The organism is Serpentinimonas barnesii, from assembly GCF_000696225.1.
Taxonomy (GTDB): domain Bacteria; phylum Pseudomonadota; class Gammaproteobacteria; order Burkholderiales; family Burkholderiaceae_C; genus Serpentinimonas; species Serpentinimonas barnesii.
Genome location: NZ_BAWN01000044.1, coordinates 1 through 25,348, shown reverse-complemented (window position 1 = coordinate 25,348; position 25,348 = coordinate 1). Strand labels below are relative to the sequence as shown.

The window sequence follows — 25,348 nt, the reverse complement described above, 5'->3', positions numbered from 1 at the left end:
GGCGCCGGCACCCGGTTCAGGCGAGCTTGCGCAAACCGCTGCGGTAGCGGCGCGCGTTGTCTATGTAGCGCTGCGCGTTCTGGCGCAGGCCCTCGATCTGCTCCGGCGTGAGCGTGCGCGCCACCTTGGCCGGGCTGCCCAGAATCAGTGAACCGTCGGGGAATTCCTTGCCCTCGGTCACCAGCGCGCCCGCCCCCACCAAGCAGTGTTTGCCAATGCGCGCCCCATTGAGCACCACCGCCCCAATGCCGATCAGCGATTCGTCGCCGATGGTGCAGCCATGCAGCATCACCTGGTGCCCCACGGTCACGCGCTCGCCCACCTGCAGCGGGAAGCCGTAGTCGGCGTGCAGCACGCTGGCATCTTGGATGTTGCTGCCCGCGCCGATGGCAATGGCCTCGGTGTCGCCGCGGATCACGCAGCCAAACCAGACACTGGCCTCGGCCCCTAGGCTGACTTGCCCGATCACCTGCGCGCTATCGGCCACGAAGGCGCTGGGGTGGACTTGGGGTTGTGCGTCGTCGAGTTGGTAAATGCTCATGGTTGCGATTGTACGAAGCGCGGGCGGGGGGTGCCAAACTGCCCCCCCTCAACCCCTTGGGTGGTGCTGGGCGTGCAACTGCTTGAGGCGCGCGCGCGCCACGTGGGTGTAGATGGTGGTGGTGGAAATGTCGGCATGGCCGAGCAGCAGTTGCACGGCGCGCAAGTCGGCCCCGTGGTTGAGCAAATGGGTGGCGAAGGCGTGGCGCAGCGTGTGCGGCGACAGCGGCACCTCGATGCCCGCGTGGCGCGCGTATTTTTTTACCAGCAGCCAAAACATCACCCGCGTCATGCCCGCGCCGCGTGCGGTCACAAACAGATCGTGGCTGATCTGGCCAACCAAAATGGCGGGCCGGGCCTCGGCCAGGTAGCGCTGCAGCCAGTGCAGCGCCTCGTCGCCAAAGGGCAGCAGCCGCTCTTTGGACCCCTTGCCCAACACGCGCAACACCTGCTCGGGCAGGCTGATCTGGTGCAGTTGCAGCCCCACCAGCTCACTCACACGCAAGCCGCTGGCGTACATCAGCTCCAGCATGGCGCGGTCGCGCAGCCCCAGCGGCTGCCCCGCATCGGGCGCTTGCAGCAGCCGCTCGACCTGCGCCTCGCTCAGGGTTTTGGGCACGCGCAGCGCACGCTGGGCGCTCAGGAGCTTGAGCGTCGGGTCGGTGTCCAGCAGCCCTTCGCGCAGCGCCCAGCGGTAGTAGCGCTTGAGCACGCTCAGGCGCCGGTTGGCGGTGCTGGCGCGGCTGCTGGCATGGCAGGCGGCCAGATAGGCCAGCAAATCGGCCTCCTGCGCTTGCTCCAGGGTGGTGGCGGCCAACCCGGTCGGCGGCGGGCGATGCTGCGCCAACCAGTCGGCCAACTGCTGCAAATCGCTGCGATAGGCCGCCAGCGTCAGCGGGGCCAGCCCGTCTTCCAGCCACAGCGCATCCAAAAATCGTTCCAGCACACGCACGCCTTTGCATTCCAAGGTTGAACCGGCATTGTCCACCAGTGCGCCGGGGTAAGCGGCCGTGCAGGGGCGCGCCTGCTACACAATCGGGCCATGCCCATGATGCTGCACCCCATCCCCGCCCTGAGCGACAACTACATCTGGGCCCTGCACGATGGCCACCAAGCCTGGGTGGTGGACCCCGGACAGGCCGATCCGGTGCTGGACTGGCTGGCGGCGCAGCGCCTGCAACTGGCTGGCATCTTGCTCACGCACCACCACGGCGACCACACCGGCGGCGTGGCGGCCTTGCGCGCCGCCACCGCTGCCCCTGCCTGGGGCCCCGCCCAAGAACCGCTGCCGGAGGGCGTGCAGCGCGTGCGCGGCGGCGACAGGCTGGCGCTGCTCGGCGGCGAGTTTGAGGTCATCGACGTCCCCGGCCACACGGCGGGCCACATCGCTTGGTACTGCGCGGGCTTTGCCCCTGCCCGCAGCGCCAGCCCCGCTGAGGGCGCCGAGGGCGCGCTGCACACCACGCCGCTCACCGTCCCAACCGGCCCAGCCAGCACGCGCGGCCAGCCGCTGGGCCCCGAGGGCCTGCTGTTTTGCGGCGACACCCTGTTTTCGATCGGCTGCGGCCGCCTGTTCGAAGGCACGGCGGCGCAGATGCTGGCCAGCCTGGACCGCTTGGCCGCTCTGCCTGCGTCCACGCTGGTTTGCTGCACCCACGAATACACCCTGTCCAACCTGCGGTTTGCGCGCGCCCTCGAGCCCGATCACCCTAGCTTGGCCGACCACCAGCGCTGGTGCGAGCAGCAACGCCAAGCCGGCCGCCCCACCCTGCCCAGCCACATTGGGCGCGAGCGCGCGCTCAACCCCTTCCTGCGCAGCCGGGAACCCGCGCTGCGCCAGGCACTCCATCAACTGGCACCGGTGCCCGCCTTGGCTGGCGCGCAGCCCGATGCCGATGTGCAGGCCTTTGCTGCCCTGCGGCGCTGCAAAGACAGCTTTGCCTGAAACGGGCTTTTGATCCTGAGCGGGCTCCAGTGCGCCAGCCCGAATCTGGGTGCGCTTGCCCAACCCCAGCCGCAAGCCCGATAATCCACCCAATTTGCGACAGATACCCAGCTGATGACCACCATAGCCCACAACTTAGCCCGCTCCACCCTGCGCTTCGCACTGCCCTTGGCCGCCGCGCTCTGGCTCAGCGCCTGCGCCGCCCCTAGCGGGCTTGGCACCGGCCAGAGCGAGACCTTTCCGCACAGAACGGCGGCCGACCTTGCTGCCCAAACCAGCAGACCGGCCAGCCTTCCCCGCGCCGCCCAGCCCAGCCACAGCAGCGCCGCCGACCTGCCGCAAGGCGCGTCCGAGCACCCCAGTCAGCCCGGCTTGGCCCAATCCGGCGGCAGCTTGGGCCTGCGCCCCCTCATCCCCAGCGGCCCCCTGCTGGCCTTGGGCAGCACCCCGGGCAGCACCAGCGTGGCCGTCGCGACCCTAGAAGCCCCGCGCGACCTGTGGGAGCGCATGCGGCGCAGCTTTGCCATGCCCGACCTCGACACCGACTTGGTGCGCCAGCACGAGCAATGGCATGCCAGCCGGCCGCAAAACCTTGAGCGCATGGTGCAGCGCAGCAGCAAATACCTGTTTCACATCGTCGAAGAAGCCGAGCGCCGCGGCCTGCCCATGGAAGTGGCGCTGGTGCCCTTTATCGAGAGCGCCTTCAACCCGCAGGCGGTCTCGCCGGTCAGGGCGGCTGGCCTGTGGCAGTTCATGCCCGCCACCGGGCGCTCCTTCGACCTGATGCAAAACGCCTTTCGCGACGACCGCCGCGACGTGCTCGCCTCCACCAACGCCGCGCTCGACTATCTGGAGCGCCTGCACCGCATGTTTGGCGACTGGCAGCTCGCGCTGGCCGCCTACAACTGGGGCAACGGCAATGTGCAGCGCGCCATCCGCGCCAACCGCGCTGCGGGCCTGGGCACCAGCTACCTCGACCTGCGCATGCCCAACGAAACCCGCAACTACGTGCCCAAGCTGCAAGCCATCGAAAACCTGATCCGCGACCCGCAGCGCCTCGGCGTCACCCTGCCCCTGATCGGCAACCACCCCTTTTTCGACAGCGTCACGCTGGAGCGCGACATCGACGTCGCCCTGGTCGCCGAGCTTGCCGACGTGAGCATCGAGAACTTTCGCCAGCTCAACCCCGCGCACGACAAACCCATCATCATGGCCGCCGGCACCCCCACCATCTTGCTGCCGTGGGACAACGCCCTCACCTTCCAACAGCGCCTGCGCGAGCACCAAGGCCCTTGGGCCACCTGGACCGCTTGGCGCGTGCCCGAAAGCATGAGCGTGGCCGCCGCTGCGCAGCGCCACGACTTGAGTGAAACGCGCCTGCGCGAAGTCAACGACATCCCGCGCCGCTCCAGCCAGTTGCGCGCCGGCTCTACCTTGCTGGTGCCGCGCCTAGGCAGCCACGCCGCCGACGTGCCCGAGCACATCGCCGACGGCGGTCAGATTCTGCTCGGGCGCGACACAGGCAGCGCCAGCTCCAACCCCGCCCAAGGGCAGCGCAGCAGCCGCGTTACTGTGCGCTCGGGCGACACCCTGTCTTCGCTGGCGCGCCGCCACAGCGTGAGCGTGGCCAATCTGCGCAGTTGGAACCAGCTGCGCCCCAACGCCACGTTGCGCGTTGGGCAGGTGCTGCTGGTGCAGCGCGCGGCCTCAAACCGCAACGCCAGCGCCGCCCCTGCGGCCCGCAGCAGCGCCAGCCGCCCAGCCGCCCAGCGCTCCAGTGCCGCCAGCAGGGCGCCCAGCAACCGCCCCACGGCGCAAGCCCCAAGCCGCAGCGCGCAAGCCCTCGCCAGCCAATCGAAAGTGGCGGTGCGATAAATAAAACCAGGGGAGGGAGGGGAGAAAAAGATGGAGCGGGAAACGAGATTCGAACTCGCGACCTCAACCTTGGCAAGGTTGCGCTCTACCAACTGAGCTATTCCCGCATCGACTGGCCCGCTAGGGGTCAGCGCTTGGTAAGGCTGGAGGCGCGGGCCGGAGTCGAACCGACCTACACGGATTTGCAATCCGGTGCATAACCGCTTTGCTACCGCGCCTTCGATCTGACACACCCGGCTCGGTGGCACACACCAAATCGGATCGGCAAGCCAGCGCTTGCCCTTAGAAAACATTGGAGCGGGAAACGAGATTCGAACTCGCGACCTCAACCTTGGCAAGGTTGCGCTCTACCAACTGAGCTATTCCCGCATGTTGCAGCGTCTGCAGCGCCTCTGGCACCGCTTGGCTACAGAACCGCTATTCTATACCGAAAAAACCCGGTCTGGCGGCGCCATCGACACAATTCAGTGCTTCAAGGGAGCCACGACCGCAGGCTCGGCGGCCGCTGGCGCAGCGCTTGCCGTGGCCGCCGCATCCTCCTCGGCAGCCAGCGGCAGCGGCAGTCGCACCAGCGCCAGCTCCAGCACCCGGTCTATCCATTGCACCGGCACCAGTTCCAAGCCCTCTTTGACGTTGTCGGGAATCTCGGCCAAGTCTTTCACGTTGGCCTGCGGGATCAGCACCGTTTTGATGCCGCCGCGCAGCGCCGCCAGCAGCTTCTCTTTGAGGCCGCCGATCTCGGTGACCTCGCCGCGCAGGGTGATCTCGCCCGTCATGGCCACGTCGGCGCGCACCGGGATGCCGGTCAGGGCCGAGACGATGGCCGTGGTCATGGCAGCGCCGGCGCTGGGGCCGTCTTTGGGCGTGGCCCCGTCGGGCACGTGGATGTGGATGTCGTTTTTCTCGAAGGCTTCGGCCTTGATGCCCAGCGCCCGGGCGCGGCTGCGCGCCACCGTGCGCGCGGCCTCGACCGACTCCTTCATCACCTCGCCCAACTGGCCGGTGCGCGTCACGTTGCCTTTGCCGGGCATGAGCGCGGCCTCGATGGTGAGCAAATCGCCACCGACTTCGGTCCAGGCCAAGCCCACCACCTGGCCGACCTGGTCTTGCTGCTCGGCGCGGCCGAAGGTGTATTTGCGCACCCCCAGGAATTCGCCCAGGTTCTCGGGCGTGACCTGCACCGGGGCGGTGTATTTTTTAAGCAGCAGGCCCTTGACCACCTTGCGACAGATTTTGGACAAATCGCGCTCCAGCGCGCGCACCCCGGCTTCGCGGGTGTAGTAGCGCACCACGTCGCGCACCGCGTCTTCGCTCAGCTCGAGCTCGCCGTCGCGGATGCCGTTGTTCTTGAGCTGCTTGGGGAACAGGTACTTGAGCGCGATGTGGGTTTTTTCGTCCTCGGTGTAGCCCGAAAGGCGAATCACCTCCATCCGGTCCAGCAGCGCCGGCGGGATGTTGAGCGTGTTGGAAGTGGCCACGAACATCACGTCGGAGAGGTCGAAATCGATCTCGACGTAGTGGTCGCTGAAGGTGTGGTTCTGCTCCGGGTCCAGCACTTCGAGCAGGGCCGAAGACGGGTCGCCACGGAAGTCCATGCCGAGTTTGTCGATTTCGTCGAGCAAAAAGAGCGGGTTGCGGGTACCGACCTTGCTCAGGTTTTGCAACACCTTGCCCGGCAGCGCGCCGATGTAGGTGCGGCGGTGGCCGCGGATTTCGGCCTCGTCGCGCATGCCACCCAGTGCCATGCGCACGAACTTGCGCCCGGTGGCGCGCGCCACCGACTGCCCAAGCGAGGTTTTGCCCACCCCCGGCGGCCCAACCAGGCACAGAATTGGCGCCTTGACCTTGTCCACCCGCTGCTGCACCGCGAGGTATTCGAGGATGCGGTCTTTGACCTTGTCTAGCCCGTAGTGGTCTTCGTTGAGCACCTCGTCGGCAAAGCCCAGATCGTGCTTGATCTTGGTTTTTTTGCTCCACGGCAGGTTGCTCAGCACGTCGATGTAGTTGCGCACCACCGTGGCCTCAGCCGACATGGGCGACATGAGCTTGAGCTTCTTGAGTTCGGCCTCGGCTTTTTTGCGCGCCTCGGCCGGCATTTTGGCAGCCTTGATCTTGCGCGCGATTTCCTCGATGTCGGCGCCCTCCTCGCCTTCGCCAAGCTCTTTCTGGATCGCCTTGACCTGCTCATTGAGGTAGAAATCGCGCTGGTTTTTCTCCATCTGGCGCTTGACGCGGCCGCGGATGCGCTTATCGACGTTGAGGATATCGACCTCGCGTTCGAGCTGCACAAACAGGTTGTCGAGCCGCTGCACGATCGGGTTGAGATCGAGCACGGTTTGCTTGGCCTCGAGCTTGAGCGGCAGGTGGGCGGCGATGGTGTCGGCCAAGCGACCGGGGTGGTCGATGCTGGCGATGGAGGTGAGGATTTCCGAAGGGATTTTCTTGTTGAGCTTGACGTACTGGTCAAACTGCTGCATCACTGCGCGGCGCAGCGCCTCGAGCTCGGTCGATTCGACTTGGGCGAATTCGTCGTCGGCACTGACCGGAAACACCTCGGCTTCAAAGTGCGACTCGCCCTCTTGCACCCGCTGCACGGCAGCGCGCTGCACGCCCTCGACCAGCACCTTGACGGTGCCGTCGGGCAGCTTGAGCATTTGCAAAATGCTGGCCACGCAGCCGACCTCGAACAGGTCTTGTGGGCTTGGGTCGTCTTTGGTGGCGGTTTTTTGCGCCACCAGCACGATGCGCCGATCCAGCTCCATCGCCGCTTCCAAGGCCTTGATGCTCTTGGGGCGGCCGACGAAAAGGGGGATCACCATGTGCGGAAACACCACCACGTCGCGCAAGGGCAACAGGGGCAGGGTCAGGGGCTGGCTGGGTAGGGGGGGGTGTCCGGACATTTCTTACCTCGATGTGTGGACGTCACGTGAGGGCGCAAGCAGGGATTTCAAGTCGCCACCCCGCCTGCATCCGTTCACGTTGCACGCCAAAGCCGCCCAGAATGGGGGAAATTCAAGCCTGCCGGGCCGCCTCGCGGTACACCAGCAAGGGGGGTTTGCCGTCTTCGATGGTGGCCTCATCGACCACCACCTTTTCGACATTGCTCAGGCTTGGGAGTTCAAACATGGTCTCGAGCAGCGCCTGCTCCAAGATCGAGCGCAGACCACGGGCGCCGGTTTTGCGCTTCATGGCATGGCGCGCAATGGCCTTGAGCGCGGCCGGGCGCACTTCGAGCTCTACGCCCTCCATGCGCAGCAGTTGGGCAAACTGCTTGACCACCGCGTTTTTGGGCTCGGTCAGGATATCGACTAGGGCGTCTTCGCCCAGTTCATCGAGCGCCGTGACCACCGGCAGGCGGCCCACCAGCTCGGGGATCAGGCCAAAGCGCACCAAGTCGTCGGGTTCGACCTCGGAGAAAACCTCGGTCAGGCTGCGCTGCTGCTTGCTCTTGACCGCCGCGCCAAAACCGATGCCGCCGCCCTCGGCGCGCGCATCGATGACCTTTTCTAGGCCCGAGAAAGCCCCACCGCAGATGAACAAAATGTTGGAGGTATCGACCTGCAGCATGTCCTGGTTGGGGTGCTTGCGCCCACCTTGGGGTGGCACGGAGGCGATGGTGCCCTCGATCAGCTTGAGCAGGGCCTGCTGCACGCCTTCGCCCGAGACGTCGCGGGTGATGGAGGGGTTCTCGGATTTGCGCGTGATCTTGTCGATTTCGTCGATGAAAACAATGCCGCGCTGCGCTTTTTCCGGGTCGTAATTGCAGGTTTGCAGCAGCTTGGCGATGATGTTTTCTACGTCCTCGCCCACATAGCCGGCCTCGGTGAGGGTGGTGGCATCGGCCATGACGAACGGCACGTTGAGCATGCGCGCCATGGTGGCGGCCAGCAGCGTCTTGCCCGACCCGGTGGGGCCGATCAGCAAGATGTTGCTTTTGCTCAGCTCGACTTCGTCCTTGCCCGAATGCTCGCGGTGGCGCAAGCGCTTGTAGTGGTTGTACACCGCCACCGACAGGGTTTTTTTGGCCGCCTCTTGGCCGATCACGTACTGGTCAAGGTGCTGCTTGATCTGCAACGGAGACGGCAGCGCCTCTTGTGGCTCTCCGCCCTTGCCCAGCAAGGTGGTCGGGAGCTCGTCGCGCATGATGTCGGAGCACAGCGCAATGCATTCGTCGCAGATGAATACCGACGGACCCGATATGAGCTTTCTGACCTCGTGCTGGCTTTTGCCGCAAAAGGAGCAGAACAGATTTTTGGTGCCGGAAGTGCCTTTTTTCTCGGGCATAAAGTGCTTGCCTCGTTGGGGGGCGGCCGAAACAGGGCCGCCTGCACCCGATCATAGACCAGTCGCAAGCCCCCTGTGCCAGCTCAGGTGCTGCGTTTGTCGATCACTTTGTCGATCAGGCCGTACTCGGCGGCCTCGGCAGCCGACATGAAGTAGTCGCGCTCGGTGTCGCGCTCGACTTTCTCTAGCGGCTGGCCGGTGCGTTCGCTCAGGATGCGGTTCAGGTCGGCGCGCAGGCGCAAAATCTCGCGTGCGTGGATTTCGATGTCGCTCGCTTGGCCGCGCGCGCCGCCCAGCGGCTGGTGGATCATGACGCGCGAATTGGGCAGCGAAAAGCGCTTGCCCTTGGCCCCGGCGGCGAGCAAAAAAGCCCCCATGCTGGCTGCCATGCCCACGCACAGCGTGGAAACCTCGGGCTTGATGAAGTTCATGGTGTCGAAGATCGACATCCCCGCGCTCACGCTGCCACCGGGCGAGTTGATGTAGAACGAGATGTCCTTGTCCGGGTTCTCGCTCTCGAGGAACAGCAGCTGCGCCACCACGAGGTTGGCGCTGTGGTCGTTGACCTCACCGACCAGAAACACCACCCGCTCCTTGAGCAAGCGCGAATAAATGTCGTAGGCGCGCTCGCCGCGCCCCGACTGTTCGATCACCATCGGGACCATGCCCAAGGCTTGGGTGTGCAATGCGCTCATGGTTTAGCCCTGTCCCATCAGTTCGTCGAAGGCAATCGGTTTTTCGCTCACCTGGGCGCGCGCCAGCACGAACTCGGTGACGTTGTTCTCCAGCACCAGCGCCTCGATTTCGGCCAGGCGCTGGCGGTCGCTCTGGTACCAGCGCACCACGTCGGCCGGGCTTTCGTAGGAGCTGGCCAGCTCTTGGATGTGCGCATCGACCTGCTCCGGCGTGGCCTGCAGCCGGTTGGCGTTGACCAATTCGGCCACCACCAACCCCAAGCGCACGCGGCGCTCGGCTTGGGCTTGGAACAGCTCGGGTGGGATCGGGGCCTGGTCGGCGCCCTGGATGCCGCGCTCTTTCAGGTTGGCGCGCGCGCCTTCGACCAAGCGCTCGACCTCAGAGGCCACGCTGGACTTGGGCACATCGAGTTCGGACTGCGCCAGCAGCGCGTCCATCACGGCGGTTTTGTTGCGCATCTGCAGCCGGAACTTGACTTCGCGCTCCAGATTTTTGCGGATGTCGGCGCGCAGCGCCTCCACATTGCCACCGGCCACGCCCAGCGCTTGCGCCAGCTCGTCGTTGACTTCGGGCAGTTGCGCCGCCTCGATCTGCTGCAGCGTAACCAGAAAATCGGCCTGCTTGCCGGCCACATCCTTGCCGTGGTAGTCGGCCGGGAAGTTGAGCGGGAAGGTCTTGGAGTCGCCGGCGCGCATGCCGCGCACCGCTTCTTCGAACTCCTTGAGCATCTGGCCTTCGCCGAGCACGAACTGGAAGCCCTCGGCCTTGCCGCCTTCGAAGGGTTCGCCGTCGATCTTGCCTTCGAAGTCGATCCGCACCTGGTCGCCGTCTTGCGCCAGTTCGTCGGCGCCACGGGCCACAAAGCTGCGGCGCTGCTTGCGCAAAATCTCGATCGTGCGCTCGATCGCCGCGTCATCGACTGCGGCGCTGAGTTTTTCGATGGCCGCCGCGCTCAGGTCGCCGATTTTCACTTCCGGATAGACCTCGAACACCGCCTCGAAGGCCAGCGCGCCGTCAGCCGCCCCTTCTTTCTCGTTGATCGTCGGGGTGCCGGCGATGCGCAACTGCGCTTCTTGGGCAGCCGACTGGAAGGCCTTGCCCAACTGGTCGTTCATCACCTCGTAGTGCACCGAGCCGCCGTAGCGCTTGGAGACCACGCTCAGCGGCACCTTGCCGGGCCGAAAGCCATCGAGTTTGACCTGGCGCTGCATGCGCTTGAGGCGGGTCTGCACCTCTTGGGTGATCTGCTCCAGCGACAGCTCCAGTGTGATCTTGCGCTCGAGCTTATCCAGTGTTTCGACGGTGACTGCCATGCTGCTTACTCCTGTGGAGGTGGGAACCCGCTTGCAAGGCCGGGCCCCGGTGTTCGGGATGAGGGGATTCGTTCAGGTGGTGCGCGGGGGGGGACTCGAACCCCCACACCCTCAACGGGCGTCAGGACCTAAACCTGGTGCGTCTACCAATTTCGCCACCCGCGCGCCTGACCGCGCCCAAGCAAAGACTGCCCTTGGTTCGGCGCGGGAAAGCGGCGATTGTAAGGCAGCCCCGACCAGCCCCGCAGCCGCCGACACTGCGCGGCATAATGGGCCTAATGGTAAACCCCGTACACGGTGTGGCGCACTACGAGAATTTTCCGGTGGCGTCTTGCTTGTGCCCGCCTGCCTTGCGCGAGCCGGTGCGGGCCATCTACGCCTATGCGCGCTGCGCCGACGACATCGCCGACGAAGGCACAGCCAGCGCAGCGCAGCGCCTGCTCGATCTGCAAGCCTACCGCGCCGAGTTCCTGCACGCCGTGGGGCTGCCCGCGCAAGCCGAATCGACTGGCTCTGCCAGTGCAGCGGCTGCACACCTTTCCAAGGCCACATCCAGCACCACCTCCACCGGCCCCGCTGCGCCCGACACAGCCCGCACACGCTGGCTGCAGATCATGCAGCCGCTGGCGCAGCAAGTGCGCGCTTGGCAGTTGCCGCTGGAGCCGCTGCTGCACCTGCTCGACGCCTTTGAGCAAGACGTGCGCCGCACGGCCAGCGGCCAACCCTATGCCGACCTGCCCGAGCTGCTGGACTATTGCAGCCGCTCGGCCAACCCGATCGGGCGCTTGCTGCTGCACCTGTATGGCGTGCGCGATGAGCCCTCGCTGCGCCAAAGCGACGCCATTTGCAGCGCGCTGCAACTGATCAACTTCTGGCAGGATTTGAGCCTGGACCTGCCGCGCCAGCGCCACTACCTGCCGCTGGCCGCCTTGCAGCGCCACGGGGTGGCACTGGCCAGCCTGCACCATAGCAACACCGAGCATCCACCGGCCCAGGCGATGCTGCTGGAACTGTGCGCCCAGGCCCGCGCTCTGATGCTGCAGGGCGCCCCGCTGGCTTGGCGCTTGCCCGGCCGCGTGGGCTGGGAATTGCGGCTGGTGGTGCAGGGGGGCTTGCGCATTTTGGACAAAATCGAGGCTTTGAACGGCCGCACCTGGTGCCAGCGCCCGCGCTTGCACGCTTGGGACGCCCCGCTGTTGCTCTGGCGCGCCCTCTGGCCGCTTGCGCCTGCGCGGCCCTCTTCTACTGTGCCCCATCAGGAAACCACGCCATGAACCGCCTCCCACACCCGATGGCGCCCGCCGCTTTCACCCCAGCCGCCCGCTTTGGAGCAAGCACCTCCAGCCCAGCCGCTGCTTCGGCGCGGCTGGCGGCGCTCGCCTTGGCTGTGGCTTCGGCGGCTGCCTTGGTGGGCCTGCTGACCGCCACCCCCGCCTGGAGCCAGGCCGCTGCCTCGGCCCCTGCCAGCCCTGCCAGCCCTGCCAGCCCCGCTGCCAGCAACGCCCCAACAGCCCCAGCGGCCCAAGCGGCAGCCCCCGCCACCAGCGTGCAAACCGCGCGCCTCGACAGCGTCTGGCTGCAGCCCGAGCGCAGCGCCGCCGCCACCGTGCTGGCGCGCAACGAGTCGCGCCTGAGCGCCGAAGTGGCCGGCACGGTGCAGCGCTGGAGCGCCGATGTGGGGGCCACGGTGCGCCGTGGCGAGCTGCTGCTGCAAATCGACCCGACCGACCACGAGCTGGCGCTGCAACGCGCGCAGGCCGGGCGCGACGCCGCCATGGCCCGGCTGCAGCTTGGCCTGGCGCAGTTGCAGCGCGGCCGCGACCTGGTGGCGCAGGGGTTTTTCTCGAAAGAGGCACTGACGCAGCGCGAAACCGAGGTGGCACTGCAGCAAGCCGACTTGGCCAGCGCCGAAGCGCAGTTGCGCAGCGCCCGGCGCCAACTGGCGCGCACCCGCGTGCTGGCCCCCTTTGCCGGCACCGTGGTGCAGCGCACGGCGCAAGTGGGCGAAGCGGTGGCCCCCGGCACGCCGCTGTTTGTGCTGGTCGAGGGCGCCGCCGCCGAGTTGCAAGCCCATGTGCCCCCGGCCGAGCTGCCGGGGCTGCGGCGCGCCGGGGCCTGGCAGTTCCAGCCCCAAGGCAGCCCCGCGCTGCTGGACCTGCGCCTGCTGCGCGCCAGCCCCACCATACAAACCGCCAACCGCGCCCACGCCGTGCGCCTGGGCTGGACACCCGCCGCTGCCGCAGCCGCAGCCACCAGCGCCCCGCCGGGCAGCAGCGGCGTGCTGCGCTGGCGCGACCCGCAGCCCCACATCCCGGCCGCGCTGCTGGTGCGCCGCGGCAGCGAGCTTGGCATTTTTGTGCGCCAAGGCCAGCAGGCGCGCTTCGTGGCCCTGCCCGGGGCGCAGGAAGGGCGCGCCGCGCCCACCGACCTGCCCCCCGACACGCTGCTGGTGGTGCGCGGGCAGGCGGCTCTGAGCCACGGCCAGGCCCTTAATTAAAGCGCGGCGCCCGTCATGAATTTCCTGCGCTCCTTGCTCACCAACCACCCGCTGGCCAATATCGCCTTCGTGGTGGTGATCCTGATCGGCCTGCTCAGCTACTTGGCCATGCCGCGCGAGCAAGACCCAGAGATCAACTTCAACTGGGTCACCATCACCACCACGCTGCCCGGCGCCAGCGCCGAAGACATCGAGCAGCTCGTCACCAACCCGCTCGAAGACGCCATCGCCGGGGTGGCCGATGTGCGCTTCGTCACCTCGACCTCGCGCGAAACCGTCTCCAGCATTTTGGTGCGCTTTCACGAGATCAGCCCGAGCGTGTTCAGCCAGCGCATGAACGATTTGCGGCGCGAGATTCAAAACGCCGCCACCGCCGAACTGCCGCCCGAAGCCAACGACCCGCGCGTGATGGAGATCACCTCCTCCAGCGGCTTCCCGACCGCCACCGTACAGCTCATCGGCCTGGCCAACGACGAAACGCTGCGCCTCAACGGCCGCCGCATCCAGGACGACATGGAGCGCATCACGGGCATCGACCAGGTTTTTGCCTCCGGCCTGCGCGACCCGGTGCTGCGCGTCAGCCCCGACCCGGCGGCGCTGGCCGCGCACGGCCTGACCGCCACCGACGTGGCCGACAGCCTGCGCCTGTGGTGGCGCGACAGCGCCTCGGGCACCCTCAAGACCGAGGACGGTGCCTGGTCGGTGAGCGTGCGTGGGGTGCTGCTGGACCCGGCCCAACTCGCCAGCCTGCCGGTGCTCTCGGCGTCCCGGCCTGGGGCCTCGGCGCGCTTGGGCGACGTGGCGCGCATCGAGCGCGACCGCGCCCTGGCCTCGCAACTGGCTTCGGTCAACGGCCAGCCCGCCATCTCGCTGCCCTTTACCAAAACTGCGGGCACCAACACGCTCGAACTGGTCGAGCGCGTCGGGGCCTACATCGCAGCGCAAAACCCGACGCTGGCGCAGTACGGCCTGCGGCTGGAGCTGAGCGACGACCAGACCGTGCCCACGCGCGAGGCCATCGGCATCATGCAGACCAACGCCCTGTACGGCATGCTGCTGGTGCTGGCGGTATGCTGGTTGTTCCTCGGTTCGCGCATCGGTGCGCTGGTGGCGCTGGGCATTCCGTTTTCGCTCATGGGCACCTTTGCCCTGCTGGCGCCGCTGGGCTACACGCTCAACATCTCGGTGCTGCTGGGGGTGGTGATTGCGCTCGGCATGCTGGTCGATGACGCGGTGGTGGTGGCCGAATCCATCTACTACCGCATGGAGCGCGGCCAAAAGGCGCTGCAAGGCAGCCTAGACGGCATCGCCGAAGTCTGGAAACCGGTGTTGGCCTCGGTGGCCACGACCATGGCCGCCTTTTTGCCGCTGATGCTGCTGCCCGGCATCGTGGGCGACTTCATGTTCATCATCCCCTTTGTGGTCACGCTGGCGCTGGCGATCTCGCTCATCGAGGCGTTCTGGATGCTGCCGGTGCACATCCAATTGGTGGGGGCGCGCTTCGAGCGTGCGCCGTCGCGCGTGCAGCGCTGGCGCAACGCCTTCAACCGCGGCATTCGGCTGCGTTATGCGCAGTGGCTGGCCTTTGTGCTGCGCCGCCCCAAGCGCTTTTCGGCGCTGGCACTGGCCATCATCGGCTTGGCCGTGGCCCTGTACGCAGTGGGGGTGGTGCGGGTGCAGTTCTTTGCTTTCGACCCGATCCGCGCCTTCTATGTGAACGTGAACATGCCCGCCAACGCCTCGCTGGAGCAGACGCTGGCGGCCACCGAGACGGTCGAGCAAGCGGTGCGCGCGCGCTTGCAAGGCGTGGGGCCAGCCGAAGACGGGCAGGAGGCGCGCTCGGTATCCAGCACCGCCGGGCTCATGTTCACCGACACCGAGCCGGTTTACGGCGACAACTTCGGCCAGATTTTCGTCTCGCTCAACCCGCGCACGGGCGACGCGCGCGAGGTGCAAGAGGTGGTCGAGGCCATGCGCGCCGACATCGAGGCGCTCGACACCCCGGGCGACAAGAGCTTCTTCATCTTCACCGGCGGCCCACCCACGGGCATGCCCATCAACATCCGCGTGCGCGGCGACGATTTCGACGAGATTCAGCGCGCCGCCGAGGCCATCAAGGAACTGGTGCGCGCCATACCGGGCACCCAAGACGTGCAGGATGACAACCTGCCCGGCCGCTCGCTGCTGCAACTGAGCCTGCGCCACGATACCCTGCGCGAGCTCGGCATCAATGCGCAGCAGGCCACGCGGCTGGTGCGGCTGGCGGTGGATGGCGAAACGGTGGCCTTCACCCGCGTCGGGGGCGACCGCATCGAGCTCAAGGTGCGCAGCAGCTCGGCGCTGGGCCTGCGCCAAGACCCGGCCGAGCTGCTCAACGAGCCGGTGGTGTTGCCCAATGGGCAGATTGCGCGCCTGGGCACCCTGGTCGAGGTGCAGGTGCAGCCAGGGCGCGGGGCGATACGGCACTACAACCTACGCCGCACCGTGACCGTGCAAGCCAACCTGGACCGCGAGCTCACCGACACCCGCGAAGCCAACCTCCAAGTGCAAGCGGGCTGGGAGCGCATCCGCGCCCAACACCCCGGCATCGACCTCGATTTCACCGGCGAGCTCGAAGACATCGAGGAGAGCCTGGACGCGATGGGGGTGTTGTTCCTGTTTGGCATCGGGCTGATCTACCTGATTCTGGCAGCCCAGTTTCGCAGCTACTTCCAGCCGCTGATGGTGCTGGTGGCGGTGCCGCTGGCCTTTGCCGGGGTAGCGTTCGGACTGGCCCTCAGTGGCAACCCGCTTTCGCTCTACACCCTGTACGGTGTGATTGCGCTGGGCGGGATTGCAGTCAATTCGGCCATCGTGCTGATCGACGCCGCCAACGAGCGGCTGCGCGCCGGCATGAGCGTGCTGCACGCCACGCTGTATGCGGCGCGCCGGCGCGTGGTGCCGGTGCTCATCACCAGCAGCACCACCATCGGCGGGCTGGCCTCGCTCGCCTTTGGCTTGGGTGGCGAGAGCCTGCTGTGGGGGCCGGTGGCGGCCAGCATCGTCTATGGTCTGGCTTTTTCGACCGTGCTCACGCTGTTCGTGGTGCCTTTGCTCTACCACGCCTTCATGCGCTACTCGCCCCTCAGCCGGGGCAACACGGCCGCGCCCACTTGAAGCCGACCGCATGACCCCCCAAGCCTACGCCCAGCAAAAAGCCGCCGCCTCGGGCAGCAGCTTTTACTACGCCTTTTTGTTTTTGCCGCCGCCCCGGCGCGCCGCCATCACCGCCTTTTACGCCTACTGCCGCGAGATCGACGACGTGGTCGATGAGGTGCGCGACCCTGCGGTGGCCCAGGCCAAGCTGCACTGGTGGCGGCTGCAGGTGGCGCGCTGCTTCGATGCGCGCCACGGCGCCCCGGAGCACCCGGCCCTGCAAGCCTTGCAACCGCATCTGGCCGCCTACGGCATCGAGGCCAGTCACCTGCTGCAAATCATAGACGGCTGCCAGATGGACCTGGAGCAGTCGCGCTACCTCGACTACCCCGGCCTGCAGCGCTACTGCCATTTGGTGGCCGGCGTGGTGGGCGAGGTGGCGGCGCGCATTTTTGGCCAACACGAGGCGCAGACCACCGCCTACGCGCACCGGCTCGGGCTGGCGCTGCAACTGACCAACATCATCCGCGACGTTGGCGAAGACGCGCTGCGCGGGCGCATCTACCTGCCCATCAACGAGTTGCAGCGCTTCGAGGTGAAGGCACACGAGTTGCTCAAGCGCGGCCAGGGGGCCGAGCCCGATTTCGAGCCGCGCTTTCAGGCGCTGCTGCGCTTTCAGATCGAGCGTGCGCTGGGTGTTTATGACGAGGCGCTGGCGCTGCTGCCCGCAGCCGACCGGCGCACCCAAAAACCGGGGCTGATGATGGCCAGCATTTACCGCACGCTGCTGCAAAAAATCGCCACCGACCCGCAGCAGGTGCTGACGCAGCGCGTGCGCCTGACGCCGCTGCGCAAGTTCTGGCTGGCCTGGAAGGTGCAAGCGCTGGGGCGGCTGTGATGCCGGGCGCGAGCGGCCCCCAGGGGGCGCAGGCTGTGAACCGGCGGGTCTTGATCGTCGGCGGTGGCTGGGCCGGGCTGGCGGCCGCCGTGCGCGCCCGCGAGCGCGGCTGCCGCGTGACGCTGCTGGAGGCGGCGCGGGTTTGGGGCGGGCGCGCGCGGGCACTCGAACCTGCGCCTGGTGTTGGCGGCCTTGGTTGTGCTGGCGGTGCTGGCGGTGCTGGTGGCGCTGACCCGCACAGCGCCACAGACAGCGCGCCGGGCCACGCTCACAGTTCCCTCGGCGCGCAAGGGCTGCACTCCGCGCAGACTATGCCGCTCGACAACGGCCAGCACATATTGATCGGGGCCTACACCCAGACCCTGGGCCTGTTGCAGCGCCTGGGGCTGCACCTGCCCGACCATTTGCACGCCATGCCGCTGGACTTGCGCTTTGCCGACGGCAGCGGGCTGGCCACCCCAGACTGGGCGCAGCGCTGGCCGGCCCCGCTCGACACCGTGGCGGCCATCGCCTGCGCGCGCGGCTGGAACTGGCGCGACCGGGCCGCTTTGCTGGCGGCGGCGGCGCGCTGGCGCCGTCTGGGTTTTGCCTGCCCGCCCGGCGAGAGCGTGGCCGGCCTCTGCGCTGGCCTGCCGCAGCGCGTGTGGCAGGATTTGATCGAACCGCTGTGCGTGGCCGCCCTCAACACCCCGGCGCAGCAGGCCAGCGCGCAGGTGTTCCTGACCGTGCTGCGCGACGCCCTGCTGGGCGCGGGCCACCCGCCCTGGCGCGCCTCGCAACTGCTGCTGCCGCGCACCTGCTTGGGCGACTTGCTGCCACTAGCCGCGGTGCGCTGGCTGAGCCAGCAAGGGGCTGAACTGCACTTGGGCCAGCGCGCCCTAGGCTTGGAGCGCAGCGCGCACGGAGCCTGGCGGCTGCACAGCGCAAGCGCCCAATACGAGGCCGACCGCGTGATTCTGGCCTGCCCGGCCCACGAAGCGGCGCGCCTGCTGCGCACCCTGCCCGAGGCCCCGGCGCAGTGGGTCGCACAGGCAGCGGCGCTGCAGCACACCGCCATCGGCACCGTGTATGTGGCCGGGTGGCTGCGCCAGCCCTGGCCGAGCGCACACCCCATGCTGGCGCTGCGCAGCAGCGGCAGCGCCGCCCCGGCGCAGTTCGCCTTTAGGCGCGACTGGCTGCAAGCGCAGCCAACCGCAGCCTTGGCAGGCCGCGCAGACTTGGCCAGCGGGCACCCCGCCCACAGCGGCCCGGCTGCCAACAACAGCGCCGCCAGTGCACCACCCCCACCCGAGCCTGGCGCATGGGCCGAACTGGCCCTGGTGGCCAGCGCCTGCTCCACCGACAAAGCCACGTTGCAAGCCGCCGTGCTGGACCAAGCCCGGCAGGCGCTGGGTCTGCACGGTGAACAGGTGCGGCAAACGGTGATCGAAAAACGCGCCACCTTTGCCTGCACCCCCGGCTTGCAGCGCCCCAGCGCGGCCATTGCCCCCGGCCTGTGGGCGGCCGGCGACTACCTGCAAGGCCCCTACCCCGCTACGCTGGAGGCCGCAGTGCGCAGCGGCCTAGAGGCCGCCGAGCGCTGCGCGGGCTGAAAACGGCGCGACCAGCAGACTGCCGCCCTGGCCCATCATCACCCCATGTGCAAGCCGCCGTTGCAGGAAAAGTCGGCGCCGGTGGTAAAGCCCGAATCTTCACCCGCCAGCCAAGTCACGATGGAGCCGATCTCGTCGGGTGTGCCCAAGCGCTTGACCGGGATGGTGGCGACGATCTTTTCCAGCACATCGGGGCGGATGGCGCGCACCATGTCGGTGCCGATGTAGCCTGGGCTCACGGTGTTGACCGTCACCCCCTTGGCCGCCACTTCCTGTGCCAGCGCCATGGTGAAGCCGTGCATCCCGGCCTTGGCGGCCGAGTAGTTGGTCTGCCCGGCTTGGCCTTTCTCGCCATTGACCGAGGAAATTTGGATGATGCGGCCCCAGCCGCGCTCAACCATATCGGGCACCACCTGCTTGGTGACGTTGAACATGGAGGTGAGGTTGGTGGTGATCACCGCGTCCCAGTCATCCTTGCTCATTTTCAGGAACATGCGGTCGCGCGTGATGCCGGCGTTGTTGACCAGCACATCGATCGGGCCATGCTCGGCTTTGGCCTTGGTGAAGGCCTCGACGGTGGAGTCCCACTCGCCCACATTGCCCACGCTGGCGTAAAAGGTGTAGCCCAGCGCGGCTTGCTCGTCGATCCACTTTTGGTGGTCGCGCGTGGGGCCGCAGCCGGCAATGACCTTGAAGCCGGCCTTGCCCAGGCGCTGGCAGATCGCGGTGCCGATGCCGCCCATGCCGCCTGTGACGTATGCGACTTTTTGATTCATAGATGTCTCCTTTTTTTGAGTGGTGAAAAAATGCGTATCAGTTGCGCTCGACCGCGAGCGCCACGCCCATGCCGCCGCCGATGCACAGCGCGGCCAGGCCTTTTTTGGCGTCGCGCCGCTGCATTTCGTGCAGCAGGGTGACCAGCACGCGGCAGCCCGAGGCCCCGATCGGGTGCCCGATGGCGATGGCGCCGCCGTTGACGTTGACCTTGGCCGGATCGACCCCAAGCCCGAGGTTGACCGCGCAAGCCTGCGCCGCAAAAGCCTCGTTGAGCTCGAACAGATCGACCTCACCCACGCTCCAACCGGCGCGCGCCAGCGCTTTTTGCGAGGCCGACACCGGCCCCATGCCCATCACGGACGGGTCCAGCCCGGTGGTGGCGTAGCTGCGAATGGTGGCCAGCGGCTTGAGGCCCAGCGCGGCTGCTTTGGCGGCCGACATCACCATTACCGCAGCGGCGCCGTCGTTGATGCCCGAGGCGTTGCCCGCCGTCACGGTGCCGGCCTTGTCGAAAGCCGGGCGCAGGCCGGTGAGGGCTTCTAGGTTGCTCTTGCGATTCAGGTATTCGTCGTTTTCAAACACCAGCGCATCGCCTTTTTTCTGCGGGATCAGCACCGGCACGATTTCGTCTTTGAACTTGCCCGCGTCTTGGGCGGCGGCGGCTTTTTGCTGGCTGGCCAGGGCCAGGGCGTCTTGCATCTCGCGCGTGATGCCGTGCGCCTTGGCCACGTTTTCGGCCGTGATGCCCATGTGGTACTGGTTGTACACGTCCCACAGGCCATCGACGATCATGGAATCGACCAGCTTCCAGTCGCCCATGCGCTGGCCGTCGCGGCTGGCGGGCAGCAGGTGCGGGCTGGCGCTCATGTTCTCTTGGCCGCCGGCGATGACGATCTCGCTGTCACCAGCGGCAATGGCTTGCGCCGCCAGCATGACCGCCTTCAGGCCCGAGCCGCAGACGGCGTTGATGGTCATGGCCGGGGTTTCTTTGGCCAAACCGGCTTTGAGCGTGGCCTGGCGCGCCGGGTTTTGCCCCGAGCCCGCCGCCAGAACTTGCCCTAGGATCACTTCACCCACCTGCTCGGGTGCCAAGCCGGTGCGCTGCAACAAGCCCTTGATGACAGCGGCCCCGAGTTCGGGCGCCGGTACTTTGGCCAAGCTGCCGCCAAACTTGCCCACGGCGGTGCGGGCGGCGGCGACGATGACGATCTCTTGCATGTGTGCTCTCCTGTTGCGGTTGAATCGAAAGGGTAAAAAGGTTCAGGCCTTGACCTTGACGTAGCGGCCCGGCGCCGGCTCGATGGCCTTGTATTTGCGGCTGCCGTAGCCCTTGGGCGCGGCCACCAGCGCACCGGCGTGGCCCTTGAGCCAGTCGGCCCAATCGGTCCACCAACTGCCGGGGCGTTCGGTGGCGCTGGCGAGCCAGCCGTCGAGCTGGGGCGGAAACTGCTCGGTCGAGCCCACCCAGTGGCTGCGCTTGCCCTTGCGGGCCGGGTTGATGACGCCCGCGATGTGGCCCGAGGCCCCCATCACGAAGCGTTTCGGGCCCGGCAGGTGCCGGGTGCTGGCGTAGGCCCCGGCGATGGGCACGATGTGGTCTTCGCGCGAGCCGTAGATATAGACCGGGATGTCGATGCGGCCCAGATCCACCGGCTGGCCGCAGACGCTGAGCGCGCCCGGCTGGCAGAGCTGGTTTTGCAAATAGGTGTGGCGCAGATACCAGGCGTAAAAAGGCCCGGGCAGGTTGGTGCTGTCGCTGTTCCAGTAGAGCAGGTCGAAGGGCGGCGGGGTTTCGCCCTTGAGGTAGTTGCCGACCACGTAGTTCCAGACCAGATCGGTGGGGCGCAGAAAGCTGAAGGTGGTGGCCAGATCGCGCCCCGGCATCAGGCCGCCGTTGGCAAACTGCTGCTCGCGCAGGCGCACGGAGTTTTCATCGATGAACACATCGAGCACGCCGGTGTCGGAAAAATCGAGGAAGGCGGTGAGGAAGGTGGCGCTGGCCACCGGCTTTTCGCCGCGCGCCGCCAGCACCGCCAGCGCCGTGCCCAGCATGGTGCCGCCAACACAAAAACCGAGCGCGTTGATTTGCTCGGCGCGGGTGATCTCGCGCACCACTTCGATGGCCTTGATGAGCGCGTCTTCGATGTAGTCGTCCCAGGTCTTGTGGGCCAGCGAGGCATCGGGGTTGCACCAGCTCACCACGAAGGTGGTCATGCCCTGCTCGACCGCGTAGCGCACCAGCGAATTGTCGGGCTGCAAGTCGAGGATGTAGAACTTGTTGATGCACGGCGGCACCAGCAGGAAGGGGCGCTGGTGCACCTTGTCGGTTAAGGGTTTGTACTGGATGAGCTGGAACAGCTCGTTTTCGAACACCACCTGGCCCTCGGTGGTGGCCACGTTTTTGCCGACTTCGAAGGCGCTCTCGTCGGTCATGGACACATGGCCCTGCTCCAGGTCGTGCAGCAGGTTTTTGATGCCCTGGGCCAGGCTTTCGCCCTTGGTTTCAAGGGCTTTTTGCTGCGCCTCGGCGTTGAAGGCCAAGAAATTGCTGGGCGCGCTGGCCTCGATCCACTGCAACACGGCAAACTGGATGCGCGCGCGTGTTTTGGCATCGGCCTGCACCGCGTCGGCCAGCGCCACCAGGGTGCGGGCATTGAGCTGGTAGACCGCCGCCGCGTAGGCCGACAGCGGGTTGCTGCTCCAAGCCGGCGCGGCAAAGCGTTTGTCTTGGGGCGGCTTGACCTGCAAACCCTGGTTCCAGAGCTGCGCCAGGTCTTTCAAGTAGTCGCTCTGGATTTGCAGCAGCCGCGTGGGCTCGACCTGCACCGGCTGCCCGACTACCTTGGAGAGCATGGCGTTCAAATCGACCCCGCCAGGGGCGGCAAAGGGGGCAAAAGCCGGTTGCGGGGTGGCGGCCGACGGATGGGCCTGCAACATCTGGCCCCACTGCTGCAGCGCCGACTGCTGGAACTGCTGCGCCGCTTGCAGCCACGGGTTTTGGGGGGTGTTCATGGGTAACTCCTGGTAATGGGCATAGGCCTATGCGTCTGCGGCCAAGCGCTGCGCGCTACAGTTGGGGCTGTCGGCCCGCCCACGAGCGCCACGCCCCAAGGCGGGCCACGTTTGGGCTCCAAAGCACAGGCATTTCCCATGTTGTTTCTGTACGTAATCGTCATCGCTTGGCTTTATGTGGTGGTGCTGATGGCCGCCTCGGTGGCCACCAGCCCCACGGGCACCCTGTTTGCAGCCATTATGACGCTGTTTTTTTACGGTTTGCTTCCATTGGCCCTCATGGTTTACCTGATGACCGGCCCCTTGCGACGCAAGGCGCACCAAGAGGCCGAAGCCGCATCGAATGGGGACGAGGCATCAGCGGACTCACCGCCCCCATCCAGCCCCGAAACCAGCCCCGATTCAGGCCCGGCAAGCGATGCAGGCCGCCATGCGCCCGCTGCTGCCGAGCCGAGCGCCGTCGCGCCGGTGCGAAAAGAACCGTGAAGGCTGGCTGGCGGTGCACCAGTCGGCGCCGCCGTCGTTGCCCGCCACGCGCTCAAAACCCAAGGCGGCCAGGCGCTGGCGCGCGAGAGCAGGCAGGTCAGCCAGATATTTAGGCCCTGCAGCAGCCGCCGCTGGGCCCGCCCCTGCGCCCGCAGCCTGCGGCCCCGGCAGCGGCACAAAACACGCCGCCGCCGCTGGGTCGTGCAGGATAAAGGCTTGCCGCACCTCGGGCCCCACCTCGAAGCGCTGCGGCCCGATGCACGGCCCCAACCAGACCTGAATGGCGGCGCGCTGGCTCAGGTGCTGCGCGGCCGGCCAAGCTGCGCACAGGGCCTCCAGCACGCCCTGGCCCTGCGCTTGGCCCCCCTGCGCCTGGCCCGGCACCGTGCCCCGCCCGGCCAAGCCACGCCAGCCGGCATGCACCGCCGCCACGCTGGCGCCATCGGGCGCGGCCAGCAGCAGCGGCAGGCAGTCGGCCACCAGCACGGTGCAGGCCAAGCCGGGCTGGTCGGTCCAGCAGGCGTCGGCGGTCAGGCCGTCGGGCGTGTTGGCCTGCAGGTGCAACACCGCCTTGCCATGCACCTGGCGCAAAAACACCGGCCGCATACCGATGGCATCGGCCAAGCGCTGGCGGTTGGCTTGCACGTGGATGGGGTTGTCGCCCACGTGATCGCCGAGGTTGAGGCTGTCCCACGGCGGCGCCGACGCGCCGCCACTGCGCTGCGTGATGCCGGCCACCACCCCGGCCGGCCACGGGGCGTGGGCGGACAGCCAGCCTGTGGCCGGGTTGCGGGGATCAGGCTGCTGGGGCATCGGGGTAGCTCGGTGGAAACATCTTGGACCCCTCATTGATGGCCATCATGGGCAGCCCATGGTGCCGCTACGCCGCGAGCACTGGATAGTCGGTGTAGCCCTTGGCACCGCCGCCGTAGAAGCTGCTGCGATCGGGCTCGTTGAACGGACCGCCTTGCTTCAAGCGCGCCACCAAGTCGGGGTTGGCAATATAGGCTTTGCCAAAGGCCACCAGGTCGGCACCGCTTTGCAGGGCGCTTTGCGCCAGCGCCAAGTCGTAGCCGTTGTTGACCATCCACGCCCCCAGTCCACCGGCGGCGCGGTAGCTGGCGCGCAGGGCAGCGTAGTCAAAGGGGCGGTCGGCGAGCTCGCGCGCGCCGCCGGTGGCCCCTTCGATCAGGTGCAGATAGGCCAGACCCAGCGGGGCGAGCTGGCGCACCACATGGTCGAACAGCGGCTGCGGGTCGGCATCGAGCACATCGTTGGCCGGCGTCACGGGCGAGAGGCGGATGCCGGTGCGGCCACCGCCGATGGCGCCGCTCACCGCCTGCGCCACCTCAAGCAGCAGGCGCGCGCGGTTGGGTATCGGGCCGCCGTAGGCGTCGGAGCGCAGGTTGCTGCCGGTTTTTAGGAACTGATCGATCAAATAGCCGTTGGCGGCGTGGATTTCCACCCCGTCAAAGCCGGCTTCGATGGCGGCCAGCGCGGCCTTGCGGTAGTCCTCGACGATGCCGGGGATTTCGGCCAGTTCGAGCGCGCGCGGCTCGGAGGTCTCGACAAAAGACGCCACGCCGTCTTTGATCAACACCGTCTTGGTTTGGGCGCGCAGCGCCGACGGCGCCACTGGCGCGCCGCCACCGGGTTGCAACTCGGTGTGCGAGACGCGGCCCACGTGCCAGAGCTGGGTCACGATCTTGCCGCCACTGGCGTGTACCGCATCCGTGACACGCTTCCAGCCGGCAATCTGCTCGGAGGCGTAGAGGCCGGGCACGTCGGCATAGCCCTGCCCCTGGTGGCTGATGGCGGTGGCTTCGGTGATCAGCAAGCCGGCGCTGGCGCGCTGCTGGTAGTAGCTGGCCATGAGCGCCGTGGGCACGGCGTTGGGCGCGCGGTTGCGCGTCAGCGGCGCCATGACGACGCGGTTAGACAAGGCCAGTTGGCCGGCGCGGGTGGGTTCGAAAAGATGGGTCATGGGTACAAATGGGCAAAAGAGTTGACCCGTATTGTTGCATCAGGTTGCAGGCGGCTTGACGAGGGCACCCACCCAAAGGCACACGCATGGGCAGGACTTGAGCAAGCCCGTCTGCGGCACCTCCCGTGCTGCACCGCATAGCAGCCATGCGAAAACCGTTATAGCTGCGCCCATCCAAGGGTTTACACCAGCCGCAGCGGCCCCTCCCGCGCAGTTCGACAACCATGCAGTGCGATAAAGTGACCTTGCGACCCCCCATACGTCAGAATAGTTGTCGCCTCGATAGAACCAAAAACCCTGGGGCGGCGAAGAAG

At 67.1% G+C, this 25,348-nt stretch carries 19 protein-coding genes and 4 tRNA genes; 8 read left to right on the top strand and 15 right to left on the bottom strand.

Annotation, left to right across the window (positions count from 1 at the left end):
* Nucleotides 1-16: 16 nt before the first annotated feature.
* Together SRAH_RS11030 and xerD are read right to left on the bottom strand one after the other, a co-directional pair.
* Entirely contained in the window at nucleotides 17-541 is a 525-nt protein-coding gene (locus SRAH_RS11030) for a gamma carbonic anhydrase family protein (protein WP_029463399.1), read from the bottom strand.
* A gap of 48 nt (nucleotides 542-589) precedes the next feature.
* Nucleotides 590-1,507 (bottom strand): site-specific tyrosine recombinase XerD, encoded by a 918-nt coding sequence (gene xerD, locus SRAH_RS11025; RefSeq protein ID WP_029463398.1) that lies wholly within the window; start codon nucleotides 1,505-1,507, stop codon nucleotides 590-592.
* Between the two features lie 81 nt (nucleotides 1,508-1,588).
* Between xerD and SRAH_RS11020 the strand changes: the two genes are divergently transcribed.
* The gene (locus tag SRAH_RS11020; RefSeq protein ID WP_029463397.1) at nucleotides 1,589-2,485 is read left to right on the top strand and encodes a hydroxyacylglutathione hydrolase; all 897 of its coding nucleotides are present in this window, start codon (nucleotides 1,589-1,591) and stop codon (nucleotides 2,483-2,485) included.
* 114 nt (nucleotides 2,486-2,599) lie between these two features.
* Nucleotides 2,600-4,360 carry a transglycosylase SLT domain-containing protein gene (locus SRAH_RS11015; protein ID WP_076607032.1) on the top strand — a complete coding sequence of 587 codons (1,761 nt, stop codon included), beginning with the start codon at nucleotides 2,600-2,602 and terminating at the stop codon, nucleotides 4,358-4,360.
* Nucleotides 4,361-4,391: 31 nt separating this feature from the next.
* On the opposite strand, the gene SRAH_RS11010 is transcribed toward SRAH_RS11015, so the two are convergent.
* The 8 genes from SRAH_RS11010 to SRAH_RS10975 all read right to left on the bottom strand — a co-directional run bounded on the left by SRAH_RS11010 (nucleotide 4,392) and on the right by SRAH_RS10975 (nucleotide 10,818).
* Nucleotides 4,392-4,467: transfer RNA gene (locus SRAH_RS11010), tRNA-Gly, on the bottom strand.
* Nucleotides 4,468-4,504: 37 nt separating this feature from the next.
* Nucleotides 4,505-4,578: transfer RNA gene (locus tag SRAH_RS11005), tRNA-Cys, on the bottom strand.
* A 75-nt stretch (nucleotides 4,579-4,653) separates the two neighbouring features.
* Nucleotides 4,654-4,729: transfer RNA gene (locus tag SRAH_RS11000), tRNA-Gly, on the bottom strand.
* Between the two features lie 95 nt (nucleotides 4,730-4,824).
* Complete coding sequence (gene lon, locus SRAH_RS10995; protein WP_029463395.1) at nucleotides 4,825-7,260, bottom strand: endopeptidase La; 2,436 nt, start codon at nucleotides 7,258-7,260, stop codon at nucleotides 4,825-4,827.
* Between the two features lie 112 nt (nucleotides 7,261-7,372).
* Nucleotides 7,373-8,644 (bottom strand): ATP-dependent Clp protease ATP-binding subunit ClpX, encoded by a 1,272-nt coding sequence (gene clpX, locus SRAH_RS10990; RefSeq protein WP_029463394.1) that lies wholly within the window; start codon nucleotides 8,642-8,644, stop codon nucleotides 7,373-7,375.
* 83 nt (nucleotides 8,645-8,727) lie between these two features.
* A complete protein-coding gene (gene clpP / locus SRAH_RS10985) occupies nucleotides 8,728-9,339 on the bottom strand; it encodes an ATP-dependent Clp endopeptidase proteolytic subunit ClpP (protein WP_029463393.1) in 612 nt (203 codons plus the stop codon).
* 3 nt (nucleotides 9,340-9,342) lie between these two features.
* Nucleotides 9,343-10,653 (bottom strand): trigger factor, encoded by a 1,311-nt coding sequence (gene tig / locus SRAH_RS10980; RefSeq protein WP_029463392.1) that lies wholly within the window; start codon nucleotides 10,651-10,653, stop codon nucleotides 9,343-9,345.
* 77 nt (nucleotides 10,654-10,730) lie between these two features.
* Nucleotides 10,731-10,818, bottom strand: a tRNA-Leu gene (locus SRAH_RS10975).
* A gap of 113 nt (nucleotides 10,819-10,931) precedes the next feature.
* Between SRAH_RS10975 and hpnC the strand changes: the two genes are divergently transcribed.
* Genes hpnC through SRAH_RS10950 form a run of 5 tightly spaced genes read left to right on the top strand, consistent with a single transcriptional unit; the run spans nucleotide 10,932 to nucleotide 18,775 of the window.
* Nucleotides 10,932-11,927: a squalene synthase HpnC gene (gene hpnC / locus SRAH_RS10970; protein ID WP_171816056.1), complete on the top strand. Its 996-nt coding sequence runs from the start codon at nucleotides 10,932-10,934 to the stop codon at nucleotides 11,925-11,927.
* Nucleotides 11,924-13,150, top strand: a complete 1,227-nt coding sequence (locus tag SRAH_RS10965; protein WP_052369196.1) for an efflux RND transporter periplasmic adaptor subunit — start codon at nucleotides 11,924-11,926, stop codon at nucleotides 13,148-13,150. Before hpnC ends, SRAH_RS10965 begins: the two co-directional genes overlap by 4 nt.
* Nucleotides 13,151-13,165: 15 nt before the next feature.
* Nucleotides 13,166-16,306, top strand: coding sequence for an efflux RND transporter permease subunit (locus SRAH_RS10960; protein WP_029463389.1), 3,141 nt, complete (start codon nucleotides 13,166-13,168; stop codon nucleotides 16,304-16,306).
* Nucleotides 16,307-16,316: 10 nt separating this feature from the next.
* Nucleotides 16,317-17,183, top strand: coding sequence for a presqualene diphosphate synthase HpnD (hpnD, locus tag SRAH_RS10955; RefSeq protein WP_029463388.1), 867 nt, complete (start codon nucleotides 16,317-16,319; stop codon nucleotides 17,181-17,183).
* Between the two features lie 35 nt (nucleotides 17,184-17,218).
* Complete coding sequence (locus SRAH_RS10950) at nucleotides 17,219-18,775, top strand: hydroxysqualene dehydroxylase (protein WP_076607034.1); 1,557 nt, start codon at nucleotides 17,219-17,221, stop codon at nucleotides 18,773-18,775.
* A 38-nt stretch (nucleotides 18,776-18,813) separates the two neighbouring features.
* Here the strand turns inward: SRAH_RS10950 and phbB are convergent, their stop codons facing one another.
* From phbB to SRAH_RS10935, 3 genes are read right to left on the bottom strand one after another with little or no spacing between them, the layout of a single operon-like run.
* Nucleotides 18,814-19,551 carry an acetoacetyl-CoA reductase gene (phbB, locus tag SRAH_RS10945; RefSeq protein WP_029463386.1) on the bottom strand — a complete coding sequence of 246 codons (738 nt, stop codon included), beginning with the start codon at nucleotides 19,549-19,551 and terminating at the stop codon, nucleotides 18,814-18,816.
* 37 nt (nucleotides 19,552-19,588) lie between these two features.
* Complete coding sequence (locus tag SRAH_RS10940; protein WP_029463385.1) at nucleotides 19,589-20,770, bottom strand: acetyl-CoA C-acetyltransferase; 1,182 nt, start codon at nucleotides 20,768-20,770, stop codon at nucleotides 19,589-19,591.
* Nucleotides 20,771-20,812: 42 nt separating this feature from the next.
* Nucleotides 20,813-22,564, bottom strand: a complete 1,752-nt coding sequence (locus SRAH_RS10935) for a PHA/PHB synthase family protein (RefSeq protein WP_029463384.1) — start codon at nucleotides 22,562-22,564, stop codon at nucleotides 20,813-20,815.
* Between the two features lie 138 nt (nucleotides 22,565-22,702).
* Between SRAH_RS10935 and SRAH_RS10930 the strand changes: the two genes are divergently transcribed.
* A complete protein-coding gene (locus SRAH_RS10930) occupies nucleotides 22,703-23,050 on the top strand; it encodes a hypothetical protein (RefSeq protein ID WP_052369194.1) in 348 nt (115 codons plus the stop codon).
* On the opposite strand, the gene SRAH_RS10925 is transcribed toward SRAH_RS10930, so the two are convergent.
* Nucleotides 22,967-23,863 carry a purine nucleoside phosphorylase YfiH/LACC1 family protein gene (locus SRAH_RS10925; protein ID WP_029463382.1) on the bottom strand — a complete coding sequence of 299 codons (897 nt, stop codon included), beginning with the start codon at nucleotides 23,861-23,863 and terminating at the stop codon, nucleotides 22,967-22,969. The two genes, SRAH_RS10930 and SRAH_RS10925, sit on opposite strands and share 84 nt — an antisense overlap.
* A 67-nt stretch (nucleotides 23,864-23,930) precedes the next feature.
* On the bottom strand, nucleotides 23,931-25,034 hold the full coding sequence (locus tag SRAH_RS10920; protein ID WP_029463381.1) for an alkene reductase: 1,104 nt from the start codon (nucleotides 25,032-25,034) through the stop codon (nucleotides 23,931-23,933).
* Between the last annotated feature and the right edge of the window lie 314 nt (nucleotides 25,035-25,348).

Coding starts and splice junctions, on each gene's coding strand:
- SRAH_RS11030 (WP_029463399.1), bottom strand. CDS start 541: ATGAGCATTTACCAACTCGACGACGCACAACCCCAAGTCCACCCCAGC.
- SRAH_RS11020 (WP_029463397.1), top strand. CDS start 1,589: ATGATGCTGCACCCCATCCCCGCCCTGAGCGACAACTACATCTGGGCC.
- SRAH_RS11015 (WP_076607032.1), top strand. CDS start 2,600: ATGACCACCATAGCCCACAACTTAGCCCGCTCCACCCTGCGCTTCGCA.
- lon (WP_029463395.1), bottom strand. CDS start 7,260: ATGTCCGGACACCCCCCCCTACCCAGCCAGCCCCTGACCCTGCCCCTG.
- clpX (WP_029463394.1), bottom strand. CDS start 8,644: ATGCCCGAGAAAAAAGGCACTTCCGGCACCAAAAATCTGTTCTGCTCC.
- clpP (WP_029463393.1), bottom strand. CDS start 9,339: ATGAGCGCATTGCACACCCAAGCCTTGGGCATGGTCCCGATGGTGATC.
- tig (WP_029463392.1), bottom strand. CDS start 10,653: ATGGCAGTCACCGTCGAAACACTGGATAAGCTCGAGCGCAAGATCACA.
- hpnC (WP_171816056.1), top strand. CDS start 10,932: ATGGTAAACCCCGTACACGGTGTGGCGCACTACGAGAATTTTCCGGTG.
- SRAH_RS10965 (WP_052369196.1), top strand. CDS start 11,924: ATGAACCGCCTCCCACACCCGATGGCGCCCGCCGCTTTCACCCCAGCC.
- SRAH_RS10960 (WP_029463389.1), top strand. CDS start 13,166: ATGAATTTCCTGCGCTCCTTGCTCACCAACCACCCGCTGGCCAATATC.
- hpnD (WP_029463388.1), top strand. CDS start 16,317: ATGACCCCCCAAGCCTACGCCCAGCAAAAAGCCGCCGCCTCGGGCAGC.
- phbB (WP_029463386.1), bottom strand. CDS start 19,551: ATGAATCAAAAAGTCGCATACGTCACAGGCGGCATGGGCGGCATCGGC.
- SRAH_RS10940 (WP_029463385.1), bottom strand. CDS start 20,770: ATGCAAGAGATCGTCATCGTCGCCGCCGCCCGCACCGCCGTGGGCAAG.
- SRAH_RS10935 (WP_029463384.1), bottom strand. CDS start 22,564: ATGAACACCCCCCAAAACCCGTGGCTGCAAGCGGCGCAGCAGTTCCAG.
- SRAH_RS10930 (WP_052369194.1), top strand. CDS start 22,703: ATGTTGTTTCTGTACGTAATCGTCATCGCTTGGCTTTATGTGGTGGTG.
- SRAH_RS10925 (WP_029463382.1), bottom strand. CDS start 23,863: ATGCCCCAGCAGCCTGATCCCCGCAACCCGGCCACAGGCTGGCTGTCC.
- SRAH_RS10920 (WP_029463381.1), bottom strand. CDS start 25,034: ATGACCCATCTTTTCGAACCCACCCGCGCCGGCCAACTGGCCTTGTCT.